22 protein-coding genes are annotated in these 20,828 nt (G+C 67.1%); all 22 read right to left on the reverse strand.

Annotated features, from left to right (window positions below; all coding sequences use genetic code 11):
- Position 1: 1 nt before the first annotated feature.
- The gene (gene rplE, locus AB0M36_RS31035; RefSeq protein ID WP_364164701.1) at positions 2–571 is read right to left on the reverse strand and encodes a 50S ribosomal protein L5; all 570 of its coding nucleotides are present in this window, start codon (positions 569–571) and stop codon (positions 2–4) included.
- Entirely contained in the window at positions 571–891 is a 321-nt protein-coding gene (gene rplX / locus AB0M36_RS31040) for a 50S ribosomal protein L24 (RefSeq protein WP_364164946.1), read from the reverse strand. The genes rplE and rplX overlap by 1 nt, the downstream gene beginning before the upstream one ends.
- Complete coding sequence (rplN, locus tag AB0M36_RS31045) at positions 888–1,256, reverse strand: 50S ribosomal protein L14 (protein ID WP_023358185.1); 369 nt, start codon at positions 1,254–1,256, stop codon at positions 888–890. Before rplN ends, rplX begins: the two co-directional genes overlap by 4 nt.
- 94 nt (positions 1,257–1,350) lie before the next feature.
- Positions 1,351–1,626, reverse strand: coding sequence for a 30S ribosomal protein S17 (gene rpsQ, locus AB0M36_RS31050; protein ID WP_364164704.1), 276 nt, complete (start codon positions 1,624–1,626; stop codon positions 1,351–1,353).
- Entirely contained in the window at positions 1,623–1,856 is a 234-nt protein-coding gene (gene rpmC / locus AB0M36_RS31055) for a 50S ribosomal protein L29 (protein ID WP_364164707.1), read from the reverse strand. Before rpmC ends, rpsQ begins: the two co-directional genes overlap by 4 nt.
- Positions 1,856–2,281: a 50S ribosomal protein L16 gene (rplP, locus tag AB0M36_RS31060; RefSeq protein WP_015618999.1), complete on the reverse strand. Its 426-nt coding sequence runs from the start codon at positions 2,279–2,281 to the stop codon at positions 1,856–1,858. The genes rpmC and rplP overlap by 1 nt, the downstream gene beginning before the upstream one ends.
- Positions 2,282–2,284: 3 nt before the next feature.
- The gene (gene rpsC, locus AB0M36_RS31065; RefSeq protein WP_364164710.1) at positions 2,285–3,124 is read right to left on the reverse strand and encodes a 30S ribosomal protein S3; all 840 of its coding nucleotides are present in this window, start codon (positions 3,122–3,124) and stop codon (positions 2,285–2,287) included.
- Positions 3,124–3,594 (reverse strand): 50S ribosomal protein L22, encoded by a 471-nt coding sequence (gene rplV / locus AB0M36_RS31070; RefSeq protein ID WP_364164713.1) that lies wholly within the window; start codon positions 3,592–3,594, stop codon positions 3,124–3,126. The genes rpsC and rplV overlap by 1 nt, the downstream gene beginning before the upstream one ends.
- A 33-nt stretch (positions 3,595–3,627) precedes the next feature.
- A complete protein-coding gene (gene rpsS / locus AB0M36_RS31075) occupies positions 3,628–3,909 on the reverse strand; it encodes a 30S ribosomal protein S19 (RefSeq protein ID WP_071803322.1) in 282 nt (93 codons plus the stop codon).
- A 13-nt stretch (positions 3,910–3,922) separates the two neighbouring features.
- Positions 3,923–4,762, reverse strand: coding sequence for a 50S ribosomal protein L2 (gene rplB / locus AB0M36_RS31080; protein WP_364164717.1), 840 nt, complete (start codon positions 4,760–4,762; stop codon positions 3,923–3,925).
- Between the two features lie 13 nt (positions 4,763–4,775).
- Positions 4,776–5,078 carry a 50S ribosomal protein L23 gene (gene rplW / locus AB0M36_RS31085; RefSeq protein ID WP_023358172.1) on the reverse strand — a complete coding sequence of 101 codons (303 nt, stop codon included), beginning with the start codon at positions 5,076–5,078 and terminating at the stop codon, positions 4,776–4,778.
- Complete coding sequence (gene rplD / locus AB0M36_RS31090) at positions 5,075–5,725, reverse strand: 50S ribosomal protein L4 (protein WP_364164720.1); 651 nt, start codon at positions 5,723–5,725, stop codon at positions 5,075–5,077. Before rplD ends, rplW begins: the two co-directional genes overlap by 4 nt.
- Entirely contained in the window at positions 5,722–6,372 is a 651-nt protein-coding gene (gene rplC, locus AB0M36_RS31095; RefSeq protein WP_364164723.1) for a 50S ribosomal protein L3, read from the reverse strand. Before rplC ends, rplD begins: the two co-directional genes overlap by 4 nt.
- 10 nt (positions 6,373–6,382) lie before the next feature.
- Positions 6,383–6,691, reverse strand: coding sequence for a 30S ribosomal protein S10 (gene rpsJ, locus AB0M36_RS31100; protein ID WP_007073037.1), 309 nt, complete (start codon positions 6,689–6,691; stop codon positions 6,383–6,385).
- Between the two features lie 421 nt (positions 6,692–7,112).
- On the reverse strand, positions 7,113–8,306 hold the full coding sequence (tuf, locus tag AB0M36_RS31105) for an elongation factor Tu (protein ID WP_364164726.1): 1,194 nt from the start codon (positions 8,304–8,306) through the stop codon (positions 7,113–7,115).
- 119 nt (positions 8,307–8,425) lie between these two features.
- Positions 8,426–10,522, reverse strand: a complete 2,097-nt coding sequence (gene fusA / locus AB0M36_RS31110) for an elongation factor G (protein WP_364164729.1) — start codon at positions 10,520–10,522, stop codon at positions 8,426–8,428.
- A 112-nt stretch (positions 10,523–10,634) separates the two neighbouring features.
- Positions 10,635–11,105 carry a 30S ribosomal protein S7 gene (gene rpsG, locus AB0M36_RS31115; RefSeq protein ID WP_133873229.1) on the reverse strand — a complete coding sequence of 157 codons (471 nt, stop codon included), beginning with the start codon at positions 11,103–11,105 and terminating at the stop codon, positions 10,635–10,637.
- A 1-nt stretch (position 11,106) separates the two neighbouring features.
- A complete protein-coding gene (rpsL, locus tag AB0M36_RS31120; RefSeq protein ID WP_014440718.1) occupies positions 11,107–11,481 on the reverse strand; it encodes a 30S ribosomal protein S12 in 375 nt (124 codons plus the stop codon).
- Between the two features lie 403 nt (positions 11,482–11,884).
- Positions 11,885–12,349: a hypothetical protein gene (locus AB0M36_RS31125; protein WP_364164732.1), complete on the reverse strand. Its 465-nt coding sequence runs from the start codon at positions 12,347–12,349 to the stop codon at positions 11,885–11,887.
- A gap of 48 nt (positions 12,350–12,397) precedes the next feature.
- Positions 12,398–12,709, reverse strand: a complete 312-nt coding sequence (locus AB0M36_RS31130) for a hypothetical protein (protein ID WP_364164949.1) — start codon at positions 12,707–12,709, stop codon at positions 12,398–12,400.
- Positions 12,710–12,948: 239 nt separating this feature from the next.
- The gene (locus tag AB0M36_RS31135; RefSeq protein WP_364164735.1) at positions 12,949–16,839 is read right to left on the reverse strand and encodes a DNA-directed RNA polymerase subunit beta'; all 3,891 of its coding nucleotides are present in this window, start codon (positions 16,837–16,839) and stop codon (positions 12,949–12,951) included.
- An 88-nt stretch (positions 16,840–16,927) separates the two neighbouring features.
- The gene (locus AB0M36_RS31140) at positions 16,928–20,368 is read right to left on the reverse strand and encodes a DNA-directed RNA polymerase subunit beta (protein ID WP_364164738.1); all 3,441 of its coding nucleotides are present in this window, start codon (positions 20,366–20,368) and stop codon (positions 16,928–16,930) included.
- Positions 20,369–20,828: the final 460 nt, after the last annotated feature.

The raw sequence follows: 20,828 nt of genomic DNA on the forward strand, positions 1-20,828 counted from the left end.
CTCAGTTCTCCTTGAACGGGAAGCCCAGGAGCTTGAGCAGCTGCCGGCCCTCGTCGTCGGTCGTGGCGGTGGTGACCACCGTGATGTCCATGCCCCGGGTCCGATCGATCCGGTCCTGGTCGATCTCGTGGAACACCGACTGCTCGGTCAGACCGAACGTGTAGTTGCCGTGCCCGTCGAGCTTGCGCCCGTCGAGCCCGCGGAAGTCACGGATACGCGGCAGCGCGATGGACAGCAGCCGGTCCAGGAACTCCCACATCCGGTCGTTGCGCAGGGTGACCTTCGCGCCGATCGGCATGCCCTCGCGCAGCTTGAACTGCGCGATCGACTTGGTGGCCCGCCGCACCAGCGGCTTCTGGCCGGTGATGGTGGTCAGGTCGCGCACGGCGCCGTCGATCAGCTTGGCGTCGCGAGCGGCCTCGCCAACACCCATGTTCACGACGACCTTCACCAGGCCGGGAACCTGCATGGGGTTGCCGTACTTGAACTGCTCCTGAAGCCCGGGGATGACCTCTCCGCGGTACTTCTGCTTCAGCCGGGGCAGAGTCTTGGTCTCGGTGGCGGCAGTCATCACAGGTCCTTACCGGTGCTACGCGCGATTCGGACCTTCTGGCCGTTGTCGTCGATGCGGTAACCGACGCGAGTCGGCTTGCCCTGGTCGTCCACGATCTGCACGTTCGAGATGTGGATCGGGGCTTCCTGCGTGACGATGCCGCCGGTCTTGGAACCGCGCTGCGTCGTGCGGATCTTTTCGTGCTTCTTCATACGGTTGACGCCCTCGACCAGGATCTTGTCCTGCCGCGGGTAGGCCGCGATGACCTTACCCTTGGCGCCCTTGTCCTTGCCGGCGATGACGACGACCGTGTCGCCCTTCTTGATCTTCACGGTCAGAGCACCTCCGGCGCCAGGCTGATGATCTTCATGAACCGCTTGTCGCGCAGCTCGCGGCCGACCGGGCCGAAGATGCGCGTGCCGCGGGGGTCGCCACCGTCCTTGATGATGACGGCGGCGTTCTCGTCGAAGCGGATGTACGAGCCGTCGGGACGGCGCCTCTCCTTGGCGGTGCGGACGATGACGGCCTTGACGACGTCACCCTTCTTCACACCGGCACCCGGGATGGCGTCCTTGACCGTGGCCACGATGACGTCGCCGATGCTCGCGTAGCGGCGGCCGGAACCGCCCAGTACGCGGATGCACAGAATCTCCCGCGCACCCGTGTTGTCGGCGACGCGCAGTCGCGACTCCTGCTGGATCACGTCTGTCTCCTATGTCTGCCAGTTCTCCGGAAGAGACTCCCGAAGCTTGGCGGAACGATGGTTCGCTGGGCCGGCTCGCACCGGCCCAGCGGACTCACTTGGCCTTTTCGAGGATCTCCACGATGCGCCACCGCTTGGTGCGCGACAGCGGGCGGGTCTCCATCAGGGAAACCCGGTCGCCCACGCCACAGGCGTTCTGCTCGTCGTGCACCTGGAGCTTGCGGGTGCGGCGCAGAACCTTGCCGTACAGAGCGTGCTTGACGCGGTCCTCGACCTCGACGATGACGGTCTTGTCCATCTTGTCGCTGATCACGAGGCCCTCGCGCACCTTGCGCTGAGCCCGCGGCTCAGCAGCTGCGTTCTCACTCATGCTGTCACCTCAGTTGGCGCGGCCGAGAGCCCCAGCTCACGCTCACGCATGATCGTGTAGATCTTCGCGATGTCCTTGCGGACCACCTGCAGCCGACGGTGATTGTCGAGCTGACCGGTCGCGCCCTGCACGCGAAGATTGAACAGCTCCGCCTTGGCCTCCCGCAGCCGCGAGACCAGCTCCTCTTCGGAGAGCTCCCGCAGCTCGGCTGCCTTAACGCCCGCTGCCATTAGCTTTCACCCACTTCGCGTGTCACGATGCGGCACTTCATCGGGAGCTTGTGGATCGCGCGACGCATCGCTTCGCGCGCGATCGTCTCGTTCGGGAACGACATCTCGAACAGGATGCGTCCCGGCTTGACGTTCGCCACCCACCACTCCGGCGAGCCCTTACCGGAACCCATGCGGGTCTCGGCGGGCTTCTTGGTCAGAGCCTGGTCCGGGAAGATCGAGATCCACACCTTGCCGCCACGCTTGATGTGGCGGGTCATGGCGATACGAGCCGACTCGATCTGCCGGTTGGTCACGTACGCCGGCTCCAGGGCCTGGATACCGAACTCGCCGAAGACCACCCGGTTGCCGCCCTTGGACGCGCCGTGGCGGTCCGGGTGGTGCGGCTTGCGGAAGCCCTTCGGGGGCTTACGCGGCATCAGCATGTGTCAGCCCTCCTGCTGCGTTTCGGCCGCAGCCGGAGCAGCGGCGGTGTCGGTCGACTCGGCGGGCGCGGCGGCCTGCGCCTGCGCGGCGCGTCCCGCCTCGGTGCCGCCCGCGGTCGTGCCGGACGAGCCGGAGCGGCCGCGGCGCGGACGCTCGGGACGGTCGCCACGGTCACGGCGCGGACGCGCGGGCGCCTCGGGGGCAACCTCGCGACCCGGAACGGCGTCGCCCTTGTAGATCCAGACCTTCACGCCGATGCGGCCGAACGTCGTGCGGGCCTCGAAGAAGCCGTACTCGATGTTGGCGCGCAGGGTGTGCAGCGGAACGCGACCCTCACGGTAGAACTCCGTGCGGCTCATCTCCGCGCCGCCGAGGCGGCCGGAGACCTGCACCCGGATGCCCTTGCAGATCGGGTTCTTCATCGCGGACTGCATGGCCTTGCGCATCGCCCGACGGAAGCTGACCCGGCTGGAGAGCTGCTCGGCGACGCCCTGCGCCACGAGCTGCGCGTCCGACTCCGGGCTCTTCACCTCGAGGATGTTGAGCTGGACCTGCTTGCCGGTGAGCTTCTCGAGCTCGCCGCGGATGCGGTCGGCCTCCGCGCCCTTACGGCCGATGACGATGCCCGGCCGGGCGGTGTGGATGTCGACGCGGACCCGGTCCCGGGTGCGCTCGATGTCCACCTTGGAGATGCCGGCGCGCTCGAGGCCCTTGGACATCATGCGGCGGATCTTGACGTCCTCGCCGATGTAGTCCTTGTAGAGCTTGTCCGCGAACCAGCGGCTCTTCCAGTCGGTGGAGATGCCGAGCCGGAACCCGGTGGGGTGAACTTTCTGACCCATTACTCGGCACCTTCCGTGCTCTGGGACTCAGCCGGCTTGGCGTCGGCCGGAGCGGCCTTCGCCTGCGCGGCCTTCTTCGCGGCAGGCTTGCGGCCCTGCGTGGTGGCCTGGACGGCCTCCACCGCGACGGTGATGTGACACGTGCGCTTGCGGATCCGGTACGCCCGGCCCTGCGCCCGCGGCCGGAACCGCTTCAGCGTCGGACCCTCGTCGACGAACGCCTCGCTGACCAGGAGCGCGTCCGGGTCGAGCCGCTCGTTGTTCTCGGCGTTGGCGATCGCGCTGGCGAGCACCTTGTAGACCTGCTCACTCGCAGCCTGCGGCGCGAACTGCAGGACCGTGAGAGCCTCCTTCGCGGGCAGACCGCGGACGAGGTTGATCACACGGCGCGCCTTGTTTGGCGAGATGCGCACGTGACGCGCAACCGCCCGCGCGCCCGGAAGCACCGGAGCGTCGCCCTTAACTGGCATCGCTGTAACCCCTTGTTCTTATCCGTGGACTGCTTAGCGACGACGGCTCTTGCGGTCGTCCTTCTCGTGACCCTTGAACGTGCGGGTCAGAGCGAACTCGCCGAGCTTGTGCCCGACCATGGCCTCGGTGATGAACACCGGGACGTGCTTGCGCCCGTCGTGCACGGCGATCGTGTGCCCGAGCATGTCGGGGATGATCGTCGAGCGTCGCGACCAGGTCTTGATGACGTTCTTCGAGTTCTTCTCGTTCTGGACTTCCACCTTCTTGAGCAGGTGGTCGTCGATGAACGGGCCCTTCTTGAGGCTGCGAGGCATCTCTTAACTCCCGTTACCCGCGCTTGCGGGTGGCGTAGCGGCGGCGAACGATCATGCGGTCGCTCTCCTGGCCCTTGCGGCGGGTACGGCCCTCCGGCTTACCAGCCGGGTTAACCGGGTGGCGACCACCGGAGGTCTTGCCCTCACCACCACCGTGCGGGTGGTCGATCGGGTTCATGGCGACACCACGGACGGTCGGGCGCTTGCCCTTCCACCGCATGCGGCCGGCCTTGCCCCAGTTGATGTTCGACTGTTCGGCGTTGCCGATCTCGCCGACGGTGGCGCGGCAGCGCACGTCGACGCGACGGATCTCGCCCGAGGGCATACGCAGCGTGGCGTACGCACCCTCACGGCCGAGCAGCTGGATGCCGACGCCGGCCGAACGGCCGAGCTTGGCGCCACCGCCGGGACGAAGCTCCACGTTGTGGACCGTCGTACCGACCGGGATGTTGCGCAGCGACAGGTTGTTGCCCGGCTTGATGTCCGAGCCGGGGCCCGACTCGACCCGGTCACCCTGCTTGAGGTCCTTCGGCGCAATGATGTAGCGCTTCTCGCCGTCCGCGTAGTGCAGCAGCGCGATGCGGGCGGTGCGGTTGGGGTCGTACTCGATGTGAGCGACCTTGGCCGGCACGCCGTCCTTGTCGTTGCGCTTGAAGTCGATCAGCCGGTACTGCCGCTTGTGACCGCCGCCCTGGTGCCGCGTGGTGATGCGGCCGTGGACGTTGCGACCACCCTTCTTGGGCAGCGGAACGAGCAGAGACTTCTCCGGCGTCGACCGGGTGATCTCGGCGAAGTCCGCCACGCTGGAGCCGCGACGGCCCGGCGTGGTCGGCTTGTACTTACGGATACCCATGATTCACAACCCCTTAGCTGACCGGGCCGCCGAAGGCCTCGATGCGGTCACCGTCAGCCAGCTTCACCAGGGCACGCTTGGTCGCTTTACGCTGCCCGAAGCCCGTCTTGGTGCGCTTGCGCTTGCCCTGGCGGTTGATGGTGTTCACCGTCAGCACGCGGACATCGAAGATCTGCTGGATCGCGATCTTGATCTCGGTCTTGTTGGCGTCCGGGTGGACCAGGAACGTGTACCAGTTCTGGTCGAGAACGCTGTAGCTCTTCTCGGAGACCACGGGCGCGACGATGATGTCGCGCGGGTCGGCGATCGTGCTCACTTGTTCCCCTCCTCGGTGGCCTCTGCCGGAACGCCGAGGAACTCCTCGAGCGCTTCCTTGGTGAAGACGACCTCGTCCGCGACCAGCACGTCGTACGTGTTGAGCTGGCCGGCCTCGATGAGGTGGACGGTCGGCTCGTTGCGCAGCGACAGCCAGTTCAGCTCGTCGTGGCTGCTCAGCACGACCAGGACCTTGACGGACTGGGTCGCCTTACGCAGGGTCGCCACGGCGGCCTTGGTGGACGGGGTGCCGTCGGCGATGAACGCCTCGACCACGTGGACGCGGCCGTCGCGGGCCCGGTCGGAGAGGGCGCCACGCAGGGCGGCGGCCTTCATCTTCTTCGGGGTCCGCTGGCTGTAGTCACGCGGCACGGGGCCGTGCACGACGCCACCACCGGTGAACTGCGGCGCGCGGATCGAGCCCTGACGGGCGCGACCGGTGCCCTTCTGCTTGTACGGCTTCTTGCCGCCGCCGGCGACCTCGCCGCGGGTCTTCGCCTTGTGCGTACCCTGCCGCGCTGCCGCAAGCTGAGCCACGACGACCTGGTGCATCAGCGGGATGTTCGCCTGCACGTCGAAGATGTCGTCGGGCAGCTCGACCGAGCCGGCCTTCGTGCCCTCGGCGTTGATGACGTCAACCGAGCTCACTTGGCACCACCCTTCTTCGCCGCCGTACGGACCAGGATCAGCGCACCCTTGGGGCCGGGAACGGCGCCCTTGATGAGCAGCAGGTTGTTCTCGGTGTCGACCGCCTGCACCGTGAGGTTCTGCACGGTGAAGCGCTTGCCGCCCATCCGGCCCGCCATGCGGGTGCCCTTGAAGACACGTCCGGGGGTGGCGCAGGCGCCGATCGAACCGGGCGAGCGGTGCTTGCGCTCGACACCGTGGCTGCCCTTGAGGCCGTGGAAGCCGTGCCGCTTCATGACACCGGCGTAGCCCTTGCCCTTGGTCTTACCGGTGACGTCGATCGGCGTACCCGCCGCGAACGTCTCGACGGTGACTTCGTGGCCGAGCTCGTACTCACCGGCGTCGGTGGTGCGCAGCTCCACGAGGTGGCGGCGCGGCGAAACACCCGCCTTCGCGAAGTGGCCACTCTCCGGCTTGTTCGCCTTGCGCGGGTCGATCTGGCCGTAAGCCAGCTGCACCGCGGAGTAGCCGTCAGTCTCGGGGGTGCGGACCTGGGTCACGACGCACGGGCCGGCCTGCACCACGGTTACCGGGACGACCTTGTTGTTGTCCCAGACCTGGGTCATGCCGAGCTTGGCGCCCAGGATGCCCTTCACTTGCCTGTCCATTGTCCGGTCCCTACAGCTTGATCTCGATGTCGACGCCAGCCGGCAGGTCGAGGCGCATGAGCGAGTCGACCGTCTTCGGAGTCGGGTCGATGATGTCGATCAGACGCTTGTGCGTGCGCATCTCGAAGTGCTCGCGCGAGTCCTTGTACTTGTGCGGCGAACGGATCACGCAGAAACGGTTGATCTCCGTGGGCAGCGGCACCGGGCCCGCGACCTGCGCCCCGGTCCGCGTCACCGTCTCGACGATCTTCCGTGCCGAGGAGTCGACGACCTCGTGGTCATAGGCCTTGAGCCGGATGCGGATCTTCTGTCCCGCCATGGTGGCTTCTGTTTCCTTCTCTCGATGCCGCTACGTGCGAAAGCGGTGGCCCTCGCATGCCCGCAGGACCGTTGATCCTGCGTTGTCCGACCCCCGCGGTCGGGCGTGTCGCGCTGTGGAACCAGGCTCCGCCCCAAGAATCTGGAGCGGTCATGCCCGCGGGGCAACTCCGTGGGGAGCAGCCCCATCCGTCGGGATCGGGGCGACCGGCGGCTCTAACACACGCCGGACACCGGGCGAGGGTGGTCGGCTGCCGAGAACTGCGAAGGCAGCCAACCACCCTGCGCGGACGCAACCTGACTAGTATGCCGTATCGATCGCGGCATTCCTAATCGGGGTCACCGTTGGGGGCCGTTCACGACCTGCCCTGAGTCGCGCGTCACAGCGACGCCGCCCCAGAACAGTCGTGACCGATCCTCAATCAGACGTTGATCTTCGTGACCGTTCCGGCGCCGACGGTGCGGCCACCCTCACGGATCGCGAACTTCAGGCCCTGCTCCATGGCGATCGGCTGGATCAGCTTGACCGACATGGAGGTGGAGTCGCCCGGCATGACCATCTCGGTGCCCTCGGGCAGCGTGACGACGCCGGTGACGTCCGTGGTGCGGAAGTAGAACTGCGGGCGGTAGTTCTGGAAGAACGGCGTGTGACGGCCGCCCTCCTCCTTCGAGAGGATGTAGACCTGGCCCTCGAACTCCGTGTGCGGAGTGCTCGAGCCGGGCTTGACGACGACCATGCCGCGCTCGACGTCCTCGCGCTTGATACCGCGCAGCAGGAGGCCGACGTTCTCGCCCGCGCGGGCCTCGTCGAGCAGCTTGCGGAACATCTCGATGCCGGTGCAAACGGTCTTGGTCGACTTCTCGCGGATACCCACGATCTCGACCTCCTCGTTCGGCTTGAGGATGCCGCGCTCGGCCCGGCCGGTGACGACCGTGCCACGACCGGTGATCGTGAAGACGTCCTCGATCGGCATGAGGAACGGCTTCTCGGTCTCACGCTCGGGCTGCGGGATCGCGGTGTCGACCGCGTTCATCAGCTCCATGAGCTTGCCGGTCCACTCCGAGTCACCCTCGAGCGCCTTGAGCGCCGAGACGCGCACGACCGGAAGGTCGTCGCCCGGGAACTCGTAGGTGCTCAGCAGCTCGCGGACCTCGAGCTCGACGAGCTCCAGGAGCTCCTCGTCCTCGACCATGTCGCTCTTGTTCAGGGCGACGACGATGTAGGGAACGCCGACCTGGCGGGCCAGGAGGACGTGCTCCTTGGTCTGCGGCATCGGGCCGTCGGTCGCCGCGACCACCAGGATCGCGCCGTCCATCTGCGCGGCACCGGTGATCATGTTCTTGATGTAGTCGGCGTGGCCGGGGCAGTCCACGTGCGCGTAGTGACGCGCCGCGGTCTGGTACTCGACGTGCGCGATCGAGATCGTGATACCACGGGCCTTCTCTTCAGGCGCCTTGTCGATCTCGTCGAACGGGGTGTACGGGTTCAGGTCCGGGTATTCGTCGTGCAGGACCTTCGTGATGGCCGCAGTCAGCGTCGTCTTACCGTGGTCGATGTGACCAATGGTGCCGATGTTGACGTGCGGCTTAGTCCGCTCGAACTTCGCCTTCGCCACTGGTGTCCTCCTGTGGACTGGGGTTTCTTCTCTCGCCCGGCACGCCGATAAGGCGATTAGGACTCTGTCGACTGCTCGTGCGCGTGCGGTTCTCGACGAACCGCACGCGCCTCAACGCGTCAGGCGCCAGTGGCCTTAGCGATGATCTCCTTCGCCACGCCTTGCGGGACCTCGGCGTAGGAGTCGAACTGCATGCTGTAGCTAGCCCGGCCAGCCGTCTTCGACCGCAGGTCGCCGACGTAGCCGAACATCTCGGAGAGCGGCACGAGGGCCTTGACGACCCGGGCGCCGTGGCGCTCCTCCATCGACTGGATCATGCCACGGCGGGAGTTGAGGTCGCCGATGACGTCGCCCATGTTGTCCTCGGGCGTGGTGACCTCGACGGACATCATCGGCTCGAGCAGCGCGGGATCGGCCTTGCGGGCCACTTCCTTCATCGCCATGGAGCCGGCGATCTTGAACGCCATCTCGGACGAGTCGACCTCGTGGTACTGGCCGTCGACCAGCGTGAACTTCACGCCGACCAGCGGGTAGCCGGCGAGGACGCCGTACTGCAGGGAGTCCTGCGCGCCCGCGTCCACCGAGGGGATGAACTCCTTGGGGATGCGGCCACCGGTCACCGCGTTCACGAACTCGTACGTGGGACCGTCGGCATCGAGCGACAGCGGCTCGACGTTGACGACGACCTTCGCGTACTGGCCCGAACCACCGGTCTGCTTCTTGTGGACGTAGGTGTACTTCTCCACGGTGCCGCGGATCGTCTCCCGGTACGCCACCTGCGGCTTGCCGATGTTGGCCTCGACGTTGAACTCGCGGCGCATGCGGTCCACCAGGATGTCCAGGTGAAGCTCGCCCATGCCGGCGATGATCGTCTGGCCGGTCTCCTCGTCGTTGAAGACGCGGAAGGTCGGGTCTTCCTCGGCCAGACGCTGGATCGCGGTGCCCAGCTTTTCCTGGTCCGACTTGGTCTTCGGCTCGATGGCGACCTGGATGACCGGCTCCGGGAAGGTCATCGACTCCAGGATGACCGGCTTGGCCGGGTCGCAGAGCGTGTCACCGGTGGTGGTCTGCTTCAGACCCTGGACGGCGATGATGTCGCCGGCCTGCGCGGTGTTGCGCTCTTCACGCTTGTTCGCGTGCATCTGGTAGATCTTGCCGATCCGCTCTTTGCGGTCCTTGGTGGAGTTGATCACCTGGGTACCGGTCTCGAGCGTGCCGGAGTAGACCCGCACGTAGGTCAGCTTGCCGAGGTGCTTGTCGGTCTGGATCTTGAACGCCAGGGCCGAGAAGGGCTCGTCATTGGAGGGCTTGCGCAGCAGCGGGGTCTCACCGTCGGTCGCGGTGCCCTCGATGGCCGGGATGTCGAGCGGCGATGGCAGGAACTCCACCACGGCGTCGAGCATGGGCTGAACGCCCTTGTTCTTGAACGCCGAGCCGCACAGCACCGGGTTGGCCTTGCTGGCGATCGTGGCGCGCCGGATGGCGGCCTTGATCTCGTCCTCGGACAGCGCCTCGCCCTCGAGGTACTTCTCCATGACCGCGTCGTCGACGTCGGCCAGGGTCTCGATGAGCTTGTCGCGCCACTCGGCGGCGGACTCGGCGAGGTCGGCCGGGACCTCCTCAACCGCGTAGTCCTCGCCCTTCTGGGTCTCGCCACGCCACGTGAGGGCACGCATGCCGATCAGGTCGACGACACCGATGTGGTCACCCTCGAGCCCGATCGGGATCTGGAGCACCAGCGGGGTGGCGTTGAGCCGGTCGATCATCATCTGGACGCAGCGGAAGAAGTCCGCGCCGGTCCGGTCGAGCTTGTTGACGAAGCACATACGCGGGACGTCGTACTTGTCCGCCTGCCGCCAGACGTTCTCCGTCTGGGGCTCCACGCCGGCGACACCGTCGTAGACCGCGACCGCACCGTCGAGCACACGCAGCGACCGCTCGACCTCGACCGTGAAGTCCACGTGGCCGGGAGTGTCGATGATCTGGATCGTGTGGTTCTTCCACTCGCACTTGGTGGCGGCGGAAGTGATGGTGATACCGCGTTCCTGTTCCTGCTCCATCCAGTCCATGACGGCCGCGCCCTCGTGGACTTCACCGATCTTGTACGTGATGCCGGTGTAGAACAGGATGCGCTCGGTCGTCGTGGTCTTACCAGCGTCGATGTGCGCCATGATGCCGATGTTGCGAACCTTGGCGAGCGCGTCTGCGGCAGCCACTGCAATCCCTACTCTTCGTCGTCGTGTCGACCGTGTTCCGCGGGATGTCGCGGAGGGGCCGGTGTGGGACCGGCGTTCCGGCCCGGCGGGTGCCGGGCCGGCAACGGGGGTCTTACCAGCGGTAGTGCGCGAAGGCCTTGTTGGACTCCGCCATCTTGTGGGTGTCCTCGCGCCGCTTGACGGCGGCACCGAGGCCGTTGCTGGCGTCGAGCAACTCGTTCTGCAGGCGCTCGATCATGGTCTTCTCGCGGCGGGCCTTGGAGTACTGGACCAGCCAGCGCAGACCGAGGGTGGTCTGCCGCGGGGTGCGAACCTCGACCGGCACCTGGTAGGTCGCGCCACCGACGCGGCGGCTGCGGACCTCGAGGGTCGGCTTGACGTTGTCCATGGCGCGCTTGAGCGTCACCACGGGGTCGGTGCCGTTCTTCTCACGGCAGCCCTCGAGGGCGCCGTAGACGATCCGCTCGGCGAGCTGACGCTTGCCGCCGACCAGGATCTTGTTCACCAGCTGGGTGACCAGCGGCGAGTTGTAAACCGGGTCCGCAACCACCGGGTGGCGCGGAGCAGGGCCCTTACGCGGCATATCAGCTCTTCTCCTTCTTCGCGCCGTAACGGCTGCGGGCCTGCTTGCGGTTGCGGACACCCTGGGTGTCCAGCGAACCGCGGACGATCTTGTAGCGGACGCCCGGAAGGTCCTTCACACGACCGCCACGCACGAGCACGATCGAGTGCTCCTGCAGGTTGTGGCCGACGCCCGGGATGTACGCCGTCACCTCGATCTGGCTGCTGAGCTTCACACGAGCGACCTTGCGCAGCGCAGAGTTCGGCTTCTTGGGGGTGGTGGTGTACACGCGCGTGCACACGCCGCGCCGCTGGGGACTTCCCTTCAGCGCCGGCGTCTTGGTCTTGCTCGTCTTCGCCTGGCGGCCCTTGCGGACCAGCTGCTGGATCGTGGGCACCGGGTTTCTCCGCTCCCTTCGGCCGCCGTTTTCTAGCGGCCGCACCGTCTCGTTATGCCTTGTGTGCAGGCAGTCTCTGTCGAGACTCCCACACCCGCGGTCGGGCGTGTCGCCCAGCTCGCGGTTTCCCGGCGCGTCCGTTCGAACACGCGGCGGGTTGTCTGTGTCGGGCCATCAAGCCCGGCTTTGGTGCTGCCCTCTTTTTTGGTTCCGTCTTGCCTACGACTAAGGGCGCACGCACGACTTGCCCGGGCGAGCCCAGGCACGAGGAAGAAGATTACCCATCACATCCCCACGGGTCAAAATGACCCCCGCAGGGCACGGTGGGATACCTCCGCACGTTCAACTGTACCGGGCGGCTCCGCGGTCCTGCCGAGCGATCCACCGAACGCCCGCGCGGCGCTCACGAAGCGGCCCCGACGATGATGCTCAACACCAGCGATAGCAGGGCGATTCCCGCCCCGACCGCGCCGCACCAGCACCCTGCCACAGCCACTCCACGGCCCTTGAACCGCAGGCGTCCCGCAAGCCCAGATCCGCGGATCTGACGCATCGCGATCAGCGCGCCCGCCACCGCCCCGGCGCCGAGGAGCACCGCGAGCAGTGCGAACGCGCCCGCCACCAACGCGCCCCAACCCTCGCCGGCGCCGACCAGGCCGAAGCAGAGCACCAGCGTCGACACCAGGATCGAGGCGATGCCGGCGATCAGCGACCCGGTGGCCTGCCCGGACATCGCCGGAACGACCGTGAGGTGGACCAGGCCGTACTCGGTGCCGGCCACCGGATCGACCCGGGCCGGCGACCACGCGCCGTCATGCGGCGGCGGAGGCACGACCGGGGACGGCCCACCGGACGGGTAATGCGTCATGACCCCAGCTTGTCACCCGCACGAGCGAGCCGCAGCCCGCGCCCGCCCTCAGTTGGTGCCGGGATCGAAGTCCTGGCCCGGCGTGCCGGCGACGTGCAGTAGCGCGGCGATGACCGCGATCACCAGCGTGGTGATCGCGAGCACTATCCCCGCCCAGGCCAGGGCACGACCGCGCCGCAGCCAGCGGCCGCCGGTGAGGTAGCCGCCGGACACCCACAGCTCGCGGTGGACCCGGCGACTCAGCAGCAGGGCGAGCGTGGCGGGAATCACGCCGCCGACCAGCGGTCCGGTCAGCAGGCCGACCAGCCCGAGGGCGAAAACGGCGCGGGCCTTCGTCGAGCCCACCGGGTCCGGGTCCATCGGGTGGCGCGGCGGTGCGGCTGAAGTGGTCACGCCTCCATCCTTACCGGCCGCGCCCGCCCAGGCATCGGGTCGGCCCGGCCTTTCCGCCTTCGAAGCCGTTCAGAGGGCCCCTGCGCTACCAGAAGCACCCTTCCGTGCCCCCGCCCTACCCGTGGGGACGGAGGGCCGGGAGAGGGCGCCTGAACGCAAGTGGGGCGGCCGCGTTACGCGACCGCCCCACCCGGTGTTCTCAGACCCTAGCGATACGACCCGAAGTCGAAGTCGTCCAGCGGCACAGCCTGCCCGCTGGCCGGCCCGAAGCCGTAGTCGGTCTCGGGGTACCCGGTCATCGAGTACACCTTCGCCTTCGCTTCCTCGGTCGGCTCGACCCGGATGTTGCGGTACTTGCTGATGCCCGTACCGGCCGGGATGAGCTTACCGATGATGACGTTCTCCTTGAGGCCCACCAGCGAGTCGCTGCGCGAGTTGATCGCAGCGTCGGTGAGCACCCGGGTGGTCTCCTGGAAGGAGGCCGCCGAGAGCCAGGAGTCGGTCGCCAGCGAGGCCTTGGTGATACCCATGAGCACCGGACGACCGGCGGCGGGCTCCCCGCCCTCGCCCACGAGCCGGCGGTTCTCCGACTCGAAGAGCGCCCGGTCGACCAGAACGCCCGGCAGGAACTCCGAGGCACCCGAGTCGATGACCGTCACCCGCTTGAGCATCTGGCGAATGATGATCTCGATGTGCTTGTCGTGGATGAGCACACCCTGCGAGCGGTAGACCTCCTGGACCTCACTGGTCAGGTGGACCTGGACCGCCCGCGGACCCATGATCCGCAGCAGCTCGTGCGGGTCGATGGTGCCCTCGGTGAGCTTCTCGCCGACGTTCACGTGGTCGCCGTCGTGGGCCCGCAGCTTGACGCGCTTCGAGATCTTGTCGTACACGATCTCGTCGCTGCCGTCGTCCGGGATCACGATGATCTTCCGCGAGCGCTCGCCGTCCTCGATGCGCACGCGACCCGGGGTGTCGGCGATGGGCGCCTTGCCCTTGGGCACGCGGGCCTCGAAGATCTCCTGCACACGCGGCAGACCCTGGGTGATGTCCTCACCCGCGACACCACCGGTGTGGAAGGTACGCATCGTCAGCTGCGTACCCGGCTCACCGATGGACTGGGCGGCGATGATGCCGACCGCCTCGCCGATGTCGACCGACTTGCCGGTCGGCAGCGAGCGGCCGTAGCAGGCCGCGCAGACGCCCAGCTTCGACTCACAGGTCAGCACGCTGCGGACGCGGACGTTCTCGACGCCTGCGGCCACGAGCTTGTCGACCAGGATCGAGTTGAGGTCGTCGCCACGCGACACCACGCGGTTGCCCTGCGCGTCGTCGATGTCGTCGGCCAGCGTCCGGGCGTGCACGCCGGTCTCGGCGTGCGTGTGCACGACGAGGGAACCGTCGTCCAGCTTGTCCGCCACCTGCATCGGGATCGCGCGGTCGGTGCCGCAGTCCTCCTCGCGGATGATGACGTCCTGCGAGACGTCCACCAGACGCCGGGTCAGGTAACCCGAGTCGGCGGTACGCAGCGCGGTGTCGGCCAGACCCTTACGGGCACCGTGGGTGGAGATGAAGTACTCCAGCACGGTCAGACCCTCGCGGTACGACGAGGTGATCGGCCGCGGGATGATCTCGCCCTTGGGGTTGGCCACCAGACCACGGATCGCGGCGATCTGCCGGAGCTGAAGGAGGTTACCGCGGGCGCCGGAGTTGATCATGACCCAGAGCGGGTTCTCCTGCGGCAGCGCCGTCTCCATCTCCTTGGAGATCTCGTTGGTCGCCTTGGTCCAGATGTCGATGAGCTCGCTACGACGCTCCTCGACGGTGATCAGACCACGCTGGTACTGCTTGTCGATCTTGTCGGCCTCGCCCTGGTAGCGGGCGAGGATCTCCGGCTTGCGCGGAGGACCGATGACGTCGCCCATACCGATCGTCACACCGGACCAGGTGGCCCAGTGGAAGCCGGCCTCCTTGAGCGCGTCCAGGGTCGCGGCCAGGGCGACCTTGGGGAAGCGCTCGGCGAGGTCGTTGACGATCGCGGAGAGCTGACCCTTGCGGATCTCGTAGTTGACGTAGCGGTAGCCCGGCGGCAGCGTCTCGTTGAAGAGCACCCGGCCCAGGGTGGTCTCGACGAGCAGCTTGTCGCCCGACTCCCAGCCCTCCGGCCGGGCCCACGCGGCCTGGCGGGCACCGTTGTCGACCTCGAGCACCTCGGGGAGGCGGATCTTGACCAGCGCCTGCAGGTGCAGCTCGCCGTTGTCGAACGCCATCCGAGCCTCGGCGTCCGAGCTGAAGACCCGGCCCTCGCCCTTGGCACCAGCGGTCTGGTGCGTCAGGTAGTAGAGGCCGATGACCATGTCCTGGGTCGGCATGGTCACGGGCTTGCCGTCGGCCGGCTTGAGGATGTTGTTCGACGAGAGCATCAGGATCCGGGCCTCGGCCTGCGCCTCGGCCGACAGCGGCACGTGGACCGCCATCTGGTCACCGTCGAAGTCGGCGTTGAACGCCGTACAGACGAGCGGGTGGATCTGGATCGCCTTGCCCTCGACCAGCTGCGGCTCGAAGGCCTGGATGCCGAGGCGGTGCAGCGTCGGCGCGCGGTTCAGCAGCACGGGGTGCTCGCTGATGACCTCTTCCAGGACGTCCCACACGACCGGGCGCTGCCGCTCGACCATGCGCTTGGCCGACTTGATGTTCTGCGCGTGGTTGAGATCCACCAGGCGCTTCATCACGAACGGCTTGAACAGCTCCAGCGCCATCTGCTTCGGCAGGCCGCACTGGTGCAGCTTGAGCCGGGGGCCGACGACGATGACGGAACGGCCGGAGTAGTCGACGCGCTTACCCAGCAGGTTCTGCCGGAACCGGCCCTGCTTGCCCTTGAGCATGTCGGACAGCGACTTCAGCGGGCGGTTACCCGGGCCGGTGACCGGCCGGCCGCGGCGGCCGTTGTCGAACAGCGCGTCGACGGCCTCCTGCAGCATCCGCTTCTCGTTGTTGACGATGATCTCGGGCGCGCCCAGGTCGATCAGGCGCTTGAGCCGGTTGTTGCGGTTGATGACCCGGCGGTACAGGTCGTTCAGGTCGCTGGTCGCGAAGCGGCCACCGTCGAGCTGCACCATCGGGCGCAGGTCCGGCGGGATGACCGGGACGCAGTCCAGGACCATGCCCAGCGGCGAGTTGCGGGTGTTCAGGAACGCGGCGACGACCTTGAGCCGCTTGAGCGCACGGATCTTGCGCTGGCCCTTGCCGGTGCGGATGATCTCGCGCAGCAGCTCGGCCTCGGCGTCGAGGTCCATGTTCTCGAGCAGCGCCTTGATCGCCTCGGCGCCCATGCCGCCGGTGAAGTACTCACCGAAACGGTCACGCAGCTCGCGGTAGAGCAGTTCGTCGGTGACGAGCTGCTTCACGTCGAGCTTGCGGAAGGTGTCGAGCACCTCGTCGAGCCGGTCGATCTCGCGCTGCGCCTTGTCACGGATCTGGCGCATCTCGCGCTCGCCAGCCTCCTTGACCTTGCGGCGCACGTCCGCCTTGGCGCCCTCGGCCTCCAGCTCGGCAAGGTCCTGCTCGAGCTTCGCGGCACGCTTCTCGATCTCCGAGTCACGCCCGTTCTCGGACTGCCGCTTCTCGGCGAAGATCTCGTTCTCGATGGTGGACATGTCGCGGTGACGCGCCTCGGCGTCCACGCTCGTGACCACGTACGAGGCGAAGTAGATGATCTTCTCGAGGTCCTTGGGCGCGAGGTCGAGCAGGTAACCCAGCCGGCTCGGCACACCCTTGAAGTACCAGATGTGCGTGACCGACGCGGCCAGCTCGATGTGACCCATGCGCTCACGGCGGACCTTGGACCGGGTCACCTCGACGCCGCAGCGCTCACAGATGATGCCCTTGAACCGGACCCGCTTGTACTTGCCGCAGTAGCACTCCCAGTCCCGCTGAGGACCGAAGATCTTCTCGCAGAAGAGTCCGTCCTTCTCGGGCTTGAGCGTGCGGTAGTTGATCGTCTCGGGCTTCTTGACCTCGCCGTGCGACCACTGCCGGATGTCGTCAGCGGTAGCAAGGCCGATGCGCAACTCGTCGAAGAAGTTGACGTCGAGCACTTGGACTATCCCTCGTGTTTCGTTGCTCGGATAAATTCCAGGCGGCGGGGGCGTCCCTGGTGGTTGTCACCGCCAGGGACGCCGTCCGTCAGATCTCTTCGACGCTGCTGACGCCCTCGTTCGGGCGCCGGGACAGGTCGATGCCGAGTTCCTCCGCGGCCCGGAAGACCTCGTCGTCCGTCTCGCGCATCTCCAAGGCCACACCGTCGCTGGAGAGCACCTCGACGTTCAGGCACAGCGACTGGAGTTCCTTGAGAAGCACCTTGAAGGACTCGGGGATACCCGGCTCCGGGATGTTCTCGCCCTTGACGATGGCCTCGTAGACCTTCACGCGGCCCAGGACGTCGTCGGACTTGATGGTGAGCAGCTCCTGCAGCGCGTATGCCGCGCCATAGGCCTGCATCGCCCAGCACTCCATCTCGCCGAACCGCTGGCCACCGAACTGCGCCTTACCACCCAGCGGCTGCTGCGTGATCATCGAGTACGGGCCGGTCGAACGAGCGTGAATCTTGTCGTCGACCAGGTGGTTCAGCTTGAGGATGTACACGTAGCCGACGGAGATCGGGTCGGGCAGCGGCTCGCCGGAGCGACCGTCGAAGAGCTGCGCCTTGCCGTCGCCGTTGACCAGCCGCTTGCCGTCGCGGTTGACGAGCGTGGACTGGAGGAGACCCTTGATCTCCTCCTCCTGCGCGCCGTCGAAGACCGGGGTCGCGGTGTTCGAGTCCGCGGGGGACTCGTGCGCCTCGATGGCCCGCAGCTGCCGCTTCCAGTCGGCGTCGTCGCCCTCGACCGACCAGCCCGTCTTGGCGATCCACCCGAGGTGGGTCTCCAGGACCTGGCCGATGTTCATACGCGAGGGCACACCCAGCGGGTTGAGCACGATGTCGACAGGCGTGCCGTCCTCCAGGAACGGCATGTCCTCGACCGGCAGGATCTTGGAGATGACGCCCTTGTTGCCGTGCCGGCCCGCGAGCTTGTCACCGTCCTGGATCTTGCGCTTCTGGGCGACGTAGACCCGGACCAGCTCGTTCACGCCCGGAGGCAGCTCGTCGCCGTCCTCGCGGGAGAACGTGCGGACGCCGATGACCGTGCCGGTCTCGCCGTGCGGCACCTTCAGCGAGGTGTCCCGGACTTCCCGGGCCTTCTCACCGAAGATCGCGCGGAGCAGCCGCTCCTCCGGGGTCAGCTCGGTCTCGCCCTTGGGCGTGACCTTGCCGACCAGGATGTCGCCGGGCACGACCTCGGCACCGATCCGGATGATGCCGCGCTCGTCCAGGTCGGCGAGCATTTCCTCGCTGACGTTGGGGATGTCGCGGGTGATCTCTTCCGGGCCGAGCTTGGTGTCGCGGGCGTCGACCTCGTGCTCCTCGATGTGGATCGAGGTGAGGACGTCCTGCTGCACGAGGCGCTGCGACAGGATGATCGCGTCCTCGTAGTTGTGACCCTCCCAGCACATGAACGCCACGAGCAGGTTCCGGCCGAGGGCCATCTCCCCCTCGTCGGTGCACGGACCGTCGGCGACGACCTGGCCGGCCTCGACCCGGTCGCCCTCGAAGACGACGGGCTTCTGGTTGACGCAGGAGCCGGCGTTGCTGCGACGGAACTTGTGCAGCAGGTACGTGCGGCGGTGGCCGTCGTCCTGGTGCACCGTCACGTAGTCGGCGCACAGGTCCTCGACCACGCCGCCGACCTCGGCCACGACCACGTCACCGGCGTCGACCGCGGCACGGTACTCCATGCCGGTGCCGACCAGCGGCGCCTCGGCCTTGACCAGCGGCACGGCCTGACGCTGCATGTTCGCGCCCATGAGCGCGCGGTTGGCGTCGTCGTGCTCGAGGAACGGGATCATCGCGGTCGCGACGGAGGTCATCTGCCGCGGCGAGACGTCCATGTAGTCCACGTCCGTGCCGGGCACGTAGTCGACCTCACCGCCCTTACGGCGAACCAGGACGCGGTCCTCGGCGAACGTATTGTCGCTGGCGAGCTTGGCGTTCGCCTGCGCCTTGATGTACCGGTCTTCCTCGTCCGCCGTCAGGTAGTGGACCTCGTCGGTGACGACGCCGTTCTCCACCTTGCGGTACGGGGTCTCGACGAAACCGAACGGGTTCACCCGCGCGAAGGTCGAGAGGGCACCGATCAGGCCGATGTTCGGGCCTTCCGGCGTCTCGATCGGGCACATCCGGCCATAGTGGGACGGGTGCACGTCACGGACCTCGAAGCCCGCCCGCTCCCGGGACAGACCACCGGGGCCGAGCGCGCTCAGCCGGCGCCGGTGGGTCAGGCCCGCCAGCGGGTTGGTCTGGTCCATGAACTGCGACAGCTGCGAGGTGCCGAAGAACTCGCGGATCGCCGCCGTGATCGGGCGGATGTTGATCAGCGTCTGCGGCGTGATCGCCTCGACGTCCTGCGTGGTCATGCGCTCGCGGACGACGCGCTCCATGCGGGACAGGCCGACACGGACCTGGTTCTGGATCAGCTCGCCGACCGTACGCAGGCGCCGGTTGCCGAAGTGGTCGATGTCGTCGGGCTCGTAACCCTCCTCACCGGCGTGCAGCCGGCAGAGGTAGTCGACGGTCTTGACGATGTCTTCTTCGGTGAGGGTGCCGCGGACGATCGGAACGTCGATGTCCAGCTTCTTGTTGAACTTGTAGCGGCCGACCTTGGCGACGTCGTACCTCTTCGGGTTGAAGAAGAGGTTGTCGAGCAGGGTCTGCGCGTTCTCGCGGGTCGGGGGCTCGCCAGGACGGAGCTTGCGGTAGATGTCGAGCAGAGCCTCGTCCTGCCCCGCGATGTGGTCCTTCTCGAGCGTCGTCATGAGCAGCTCGGACCAGCCGAACCGCTCGCGGATCTGCTCCGCCGACCAACCGACCGCCTTCAGCAGAACCGTGACGGCCTGCCGACGCTTGCGGTCGATGCGGACACCGACGGTGTCGCGCTTGTCGATGTCGAACTCGAGCCAGGCACCCCGGCTCGGGATGACCTTGACGCTGGAGAGGTCGCGGTCGGAGGTCTTGTCCGGCTCCTTCGTGAAGTACACGCCCGGCGAGCGGACGAGCTGACTCACCACGACGCGCTCGGTGCCGTTGATGATGAACGTCCCCTTGGGGGTCATCATCGGGAAGTCACCCATGAACACGGTCTGGCTCTTGATCTCGCCAGTGGTGTTGTTGGTGAACTCCGCGGTCACGAACAGCGGTGCGCAGTAGGTCAGGTCCTTCTCCTTGCACTCCTCGATCGAGGCCTTGACCTCGTCGAAGCGCGGAGAGGAGAAGGACAGCGACATTGTGCCGGAGAAGTCCTCAATGGGACTGATCTCTTCGAGGATCTCTGCGAGGCCCGACAGGGCGTGCGGATCGTCCGTCGATCGGGCCTGCCATGCCTCGTTGCCTACTAGCCAGTCGAAGGAATCCGTCTGGAGGGCAAGGAGGTTGGGGACCTCAAGTTGCTCGGTGATCCTGCCGAAAGAGATACGGCGGGGAGCGTAAGCGCTCGACGTACGACTGGTCTTCGCAGGGCGGGAAGCTGCCAAGATGCGTCCTTCCGAGGACCGGTGCTGCTGATGCGGCTGAGCTGCTGGTGCAACTGTCTGCGCTGCTAACCGCTGTGGTTACCGCTCTGGGCACTCCAATGAACCCCCAGGAAGTCATCCGGATGGATCTCCCTGCAGGGCTCAAGGCAGAAGGCAGCGCAAACTAGCAGTGTAGCCGCTCGGCTAACCGCTGTCCAGCCCACACCGGGAGAAGCCTGCGGAACGTGCCCCCGCGGCCTCTGACCTGCGCTTCCACGGTCAGTGCCTCGTGCGGGGCCGCTCGGAACGCGGCGTTTCTCCCTCGGTGCCGGTCTGTGGGACCCGTCAGAAGGGGGCATACCCACAGGGCGGCTGTCGCAAGCGCGGAAACTTGCTGATGTCAGCGTGCCTGTCGGCGGACACACAGTCAAGGGTTGTGCCGCGGGTCGAACCTGTGCCGTCGTCCGCCGGACGGGGCAAA

The organism is Actinoplanes sp. NPDC051346, assembly GCF_040682215.1.
Lineage (GTDB): Bacteria > Actinomycetota > Actinomycetes > Mycobacteriales > Micromonosporaceae > Actinoplanes.

Bases quoted from the DNA above. Each gene is read 5' to 3' on its own strand.
- rplE (WP_364164701.1), bottom strand. From the start codon at position 571: ATGACTGCCGCCACCGAGACCAAGACTCTGCCCCGGCTGAAGCAGAAG.
- rpsQ (WP_364164704.1), bottom strand. From the start codon at position 1,626: ATGAGTGAGAACGCAGCTGCTGAGCCGCGGGCTCAGCGCAAGGTGCGC.
- rpmC (WP_364164707.1), bottom strand. From the start codon at position 1,856: ATGGCAGCGGGCGTTAAGGCAGCCGAGCTGCGGGAGCTCTCCGAAGAG.
- rplP (WP_015618999.1), bottom strand. From the start codon at position 2,281: ATGCTGATGCCGCGTAAGCCCCCGAAGGGCTTCCGCAAGCCGCACCAC.
- rpsC (WP_364164710.1), bottom strand. From the start codon at position 3,124: ATGGGTCAGAAAGTTCACCCCACCGGGTTCCGGCTCGGCATCTCCACC.
- rplV (WP_364164713.1), bottom strand. From the start codon at position 3,594: ATGCCAGTTAAGGGCGACGCTCCGGTGCTTCCGGGCGCGCGGGCGGTT.
- rpsS (WP_071803322.1), bottom strand. From the start codon at position 3,909: ATGCCTCGCAGCCTCAAGAAGGGCCCGTTCATCGACGACCACCTGCTC.
- rplB (WP_364164717.1), bottom strand. From the start codon at position 4,762: ATGGGTATCCGTAAGTACAAGCCGACCACGCCGGGCCGTCGCGGCTCC.
- rplC (WP_364164723.1), bottom strand. From the start codon at position 6,372: ATGGACAGGCAAGTGAAGGGCATCCTGGGCGCCAAGCTCGGCATGACC.
- rpsJ (WP_007073037.1), bottom strand. From the start codon at position 6,691: ATGGCGGGACAGAAGATCCGCATCCGGCTCAAGGCCTATGACCACGAG.
- rpsG (WP_133873229.1), bottom strand. From the start codon at position 11,105: ATGCCGCGTAAGGGCCCTGCTCCGCGCCACCCGGTGGTTGCGGACCCG.
- AB0M36_RS31125 (WP_364164732.1), bottom strand. From the start codon at position 12,349: ATGACGCATTACCCGTCCGGTGGGCCGTCCCCGGTCGTGCCTCCGCCG.
- AB0M36_RS31130 (WP_364164949.1), bottom strand. From the start codon at position 12,709: ATGGACCCGGACCCGGTGGGCTCGACGAAGGCCCGCGCCGTTTTCGCC.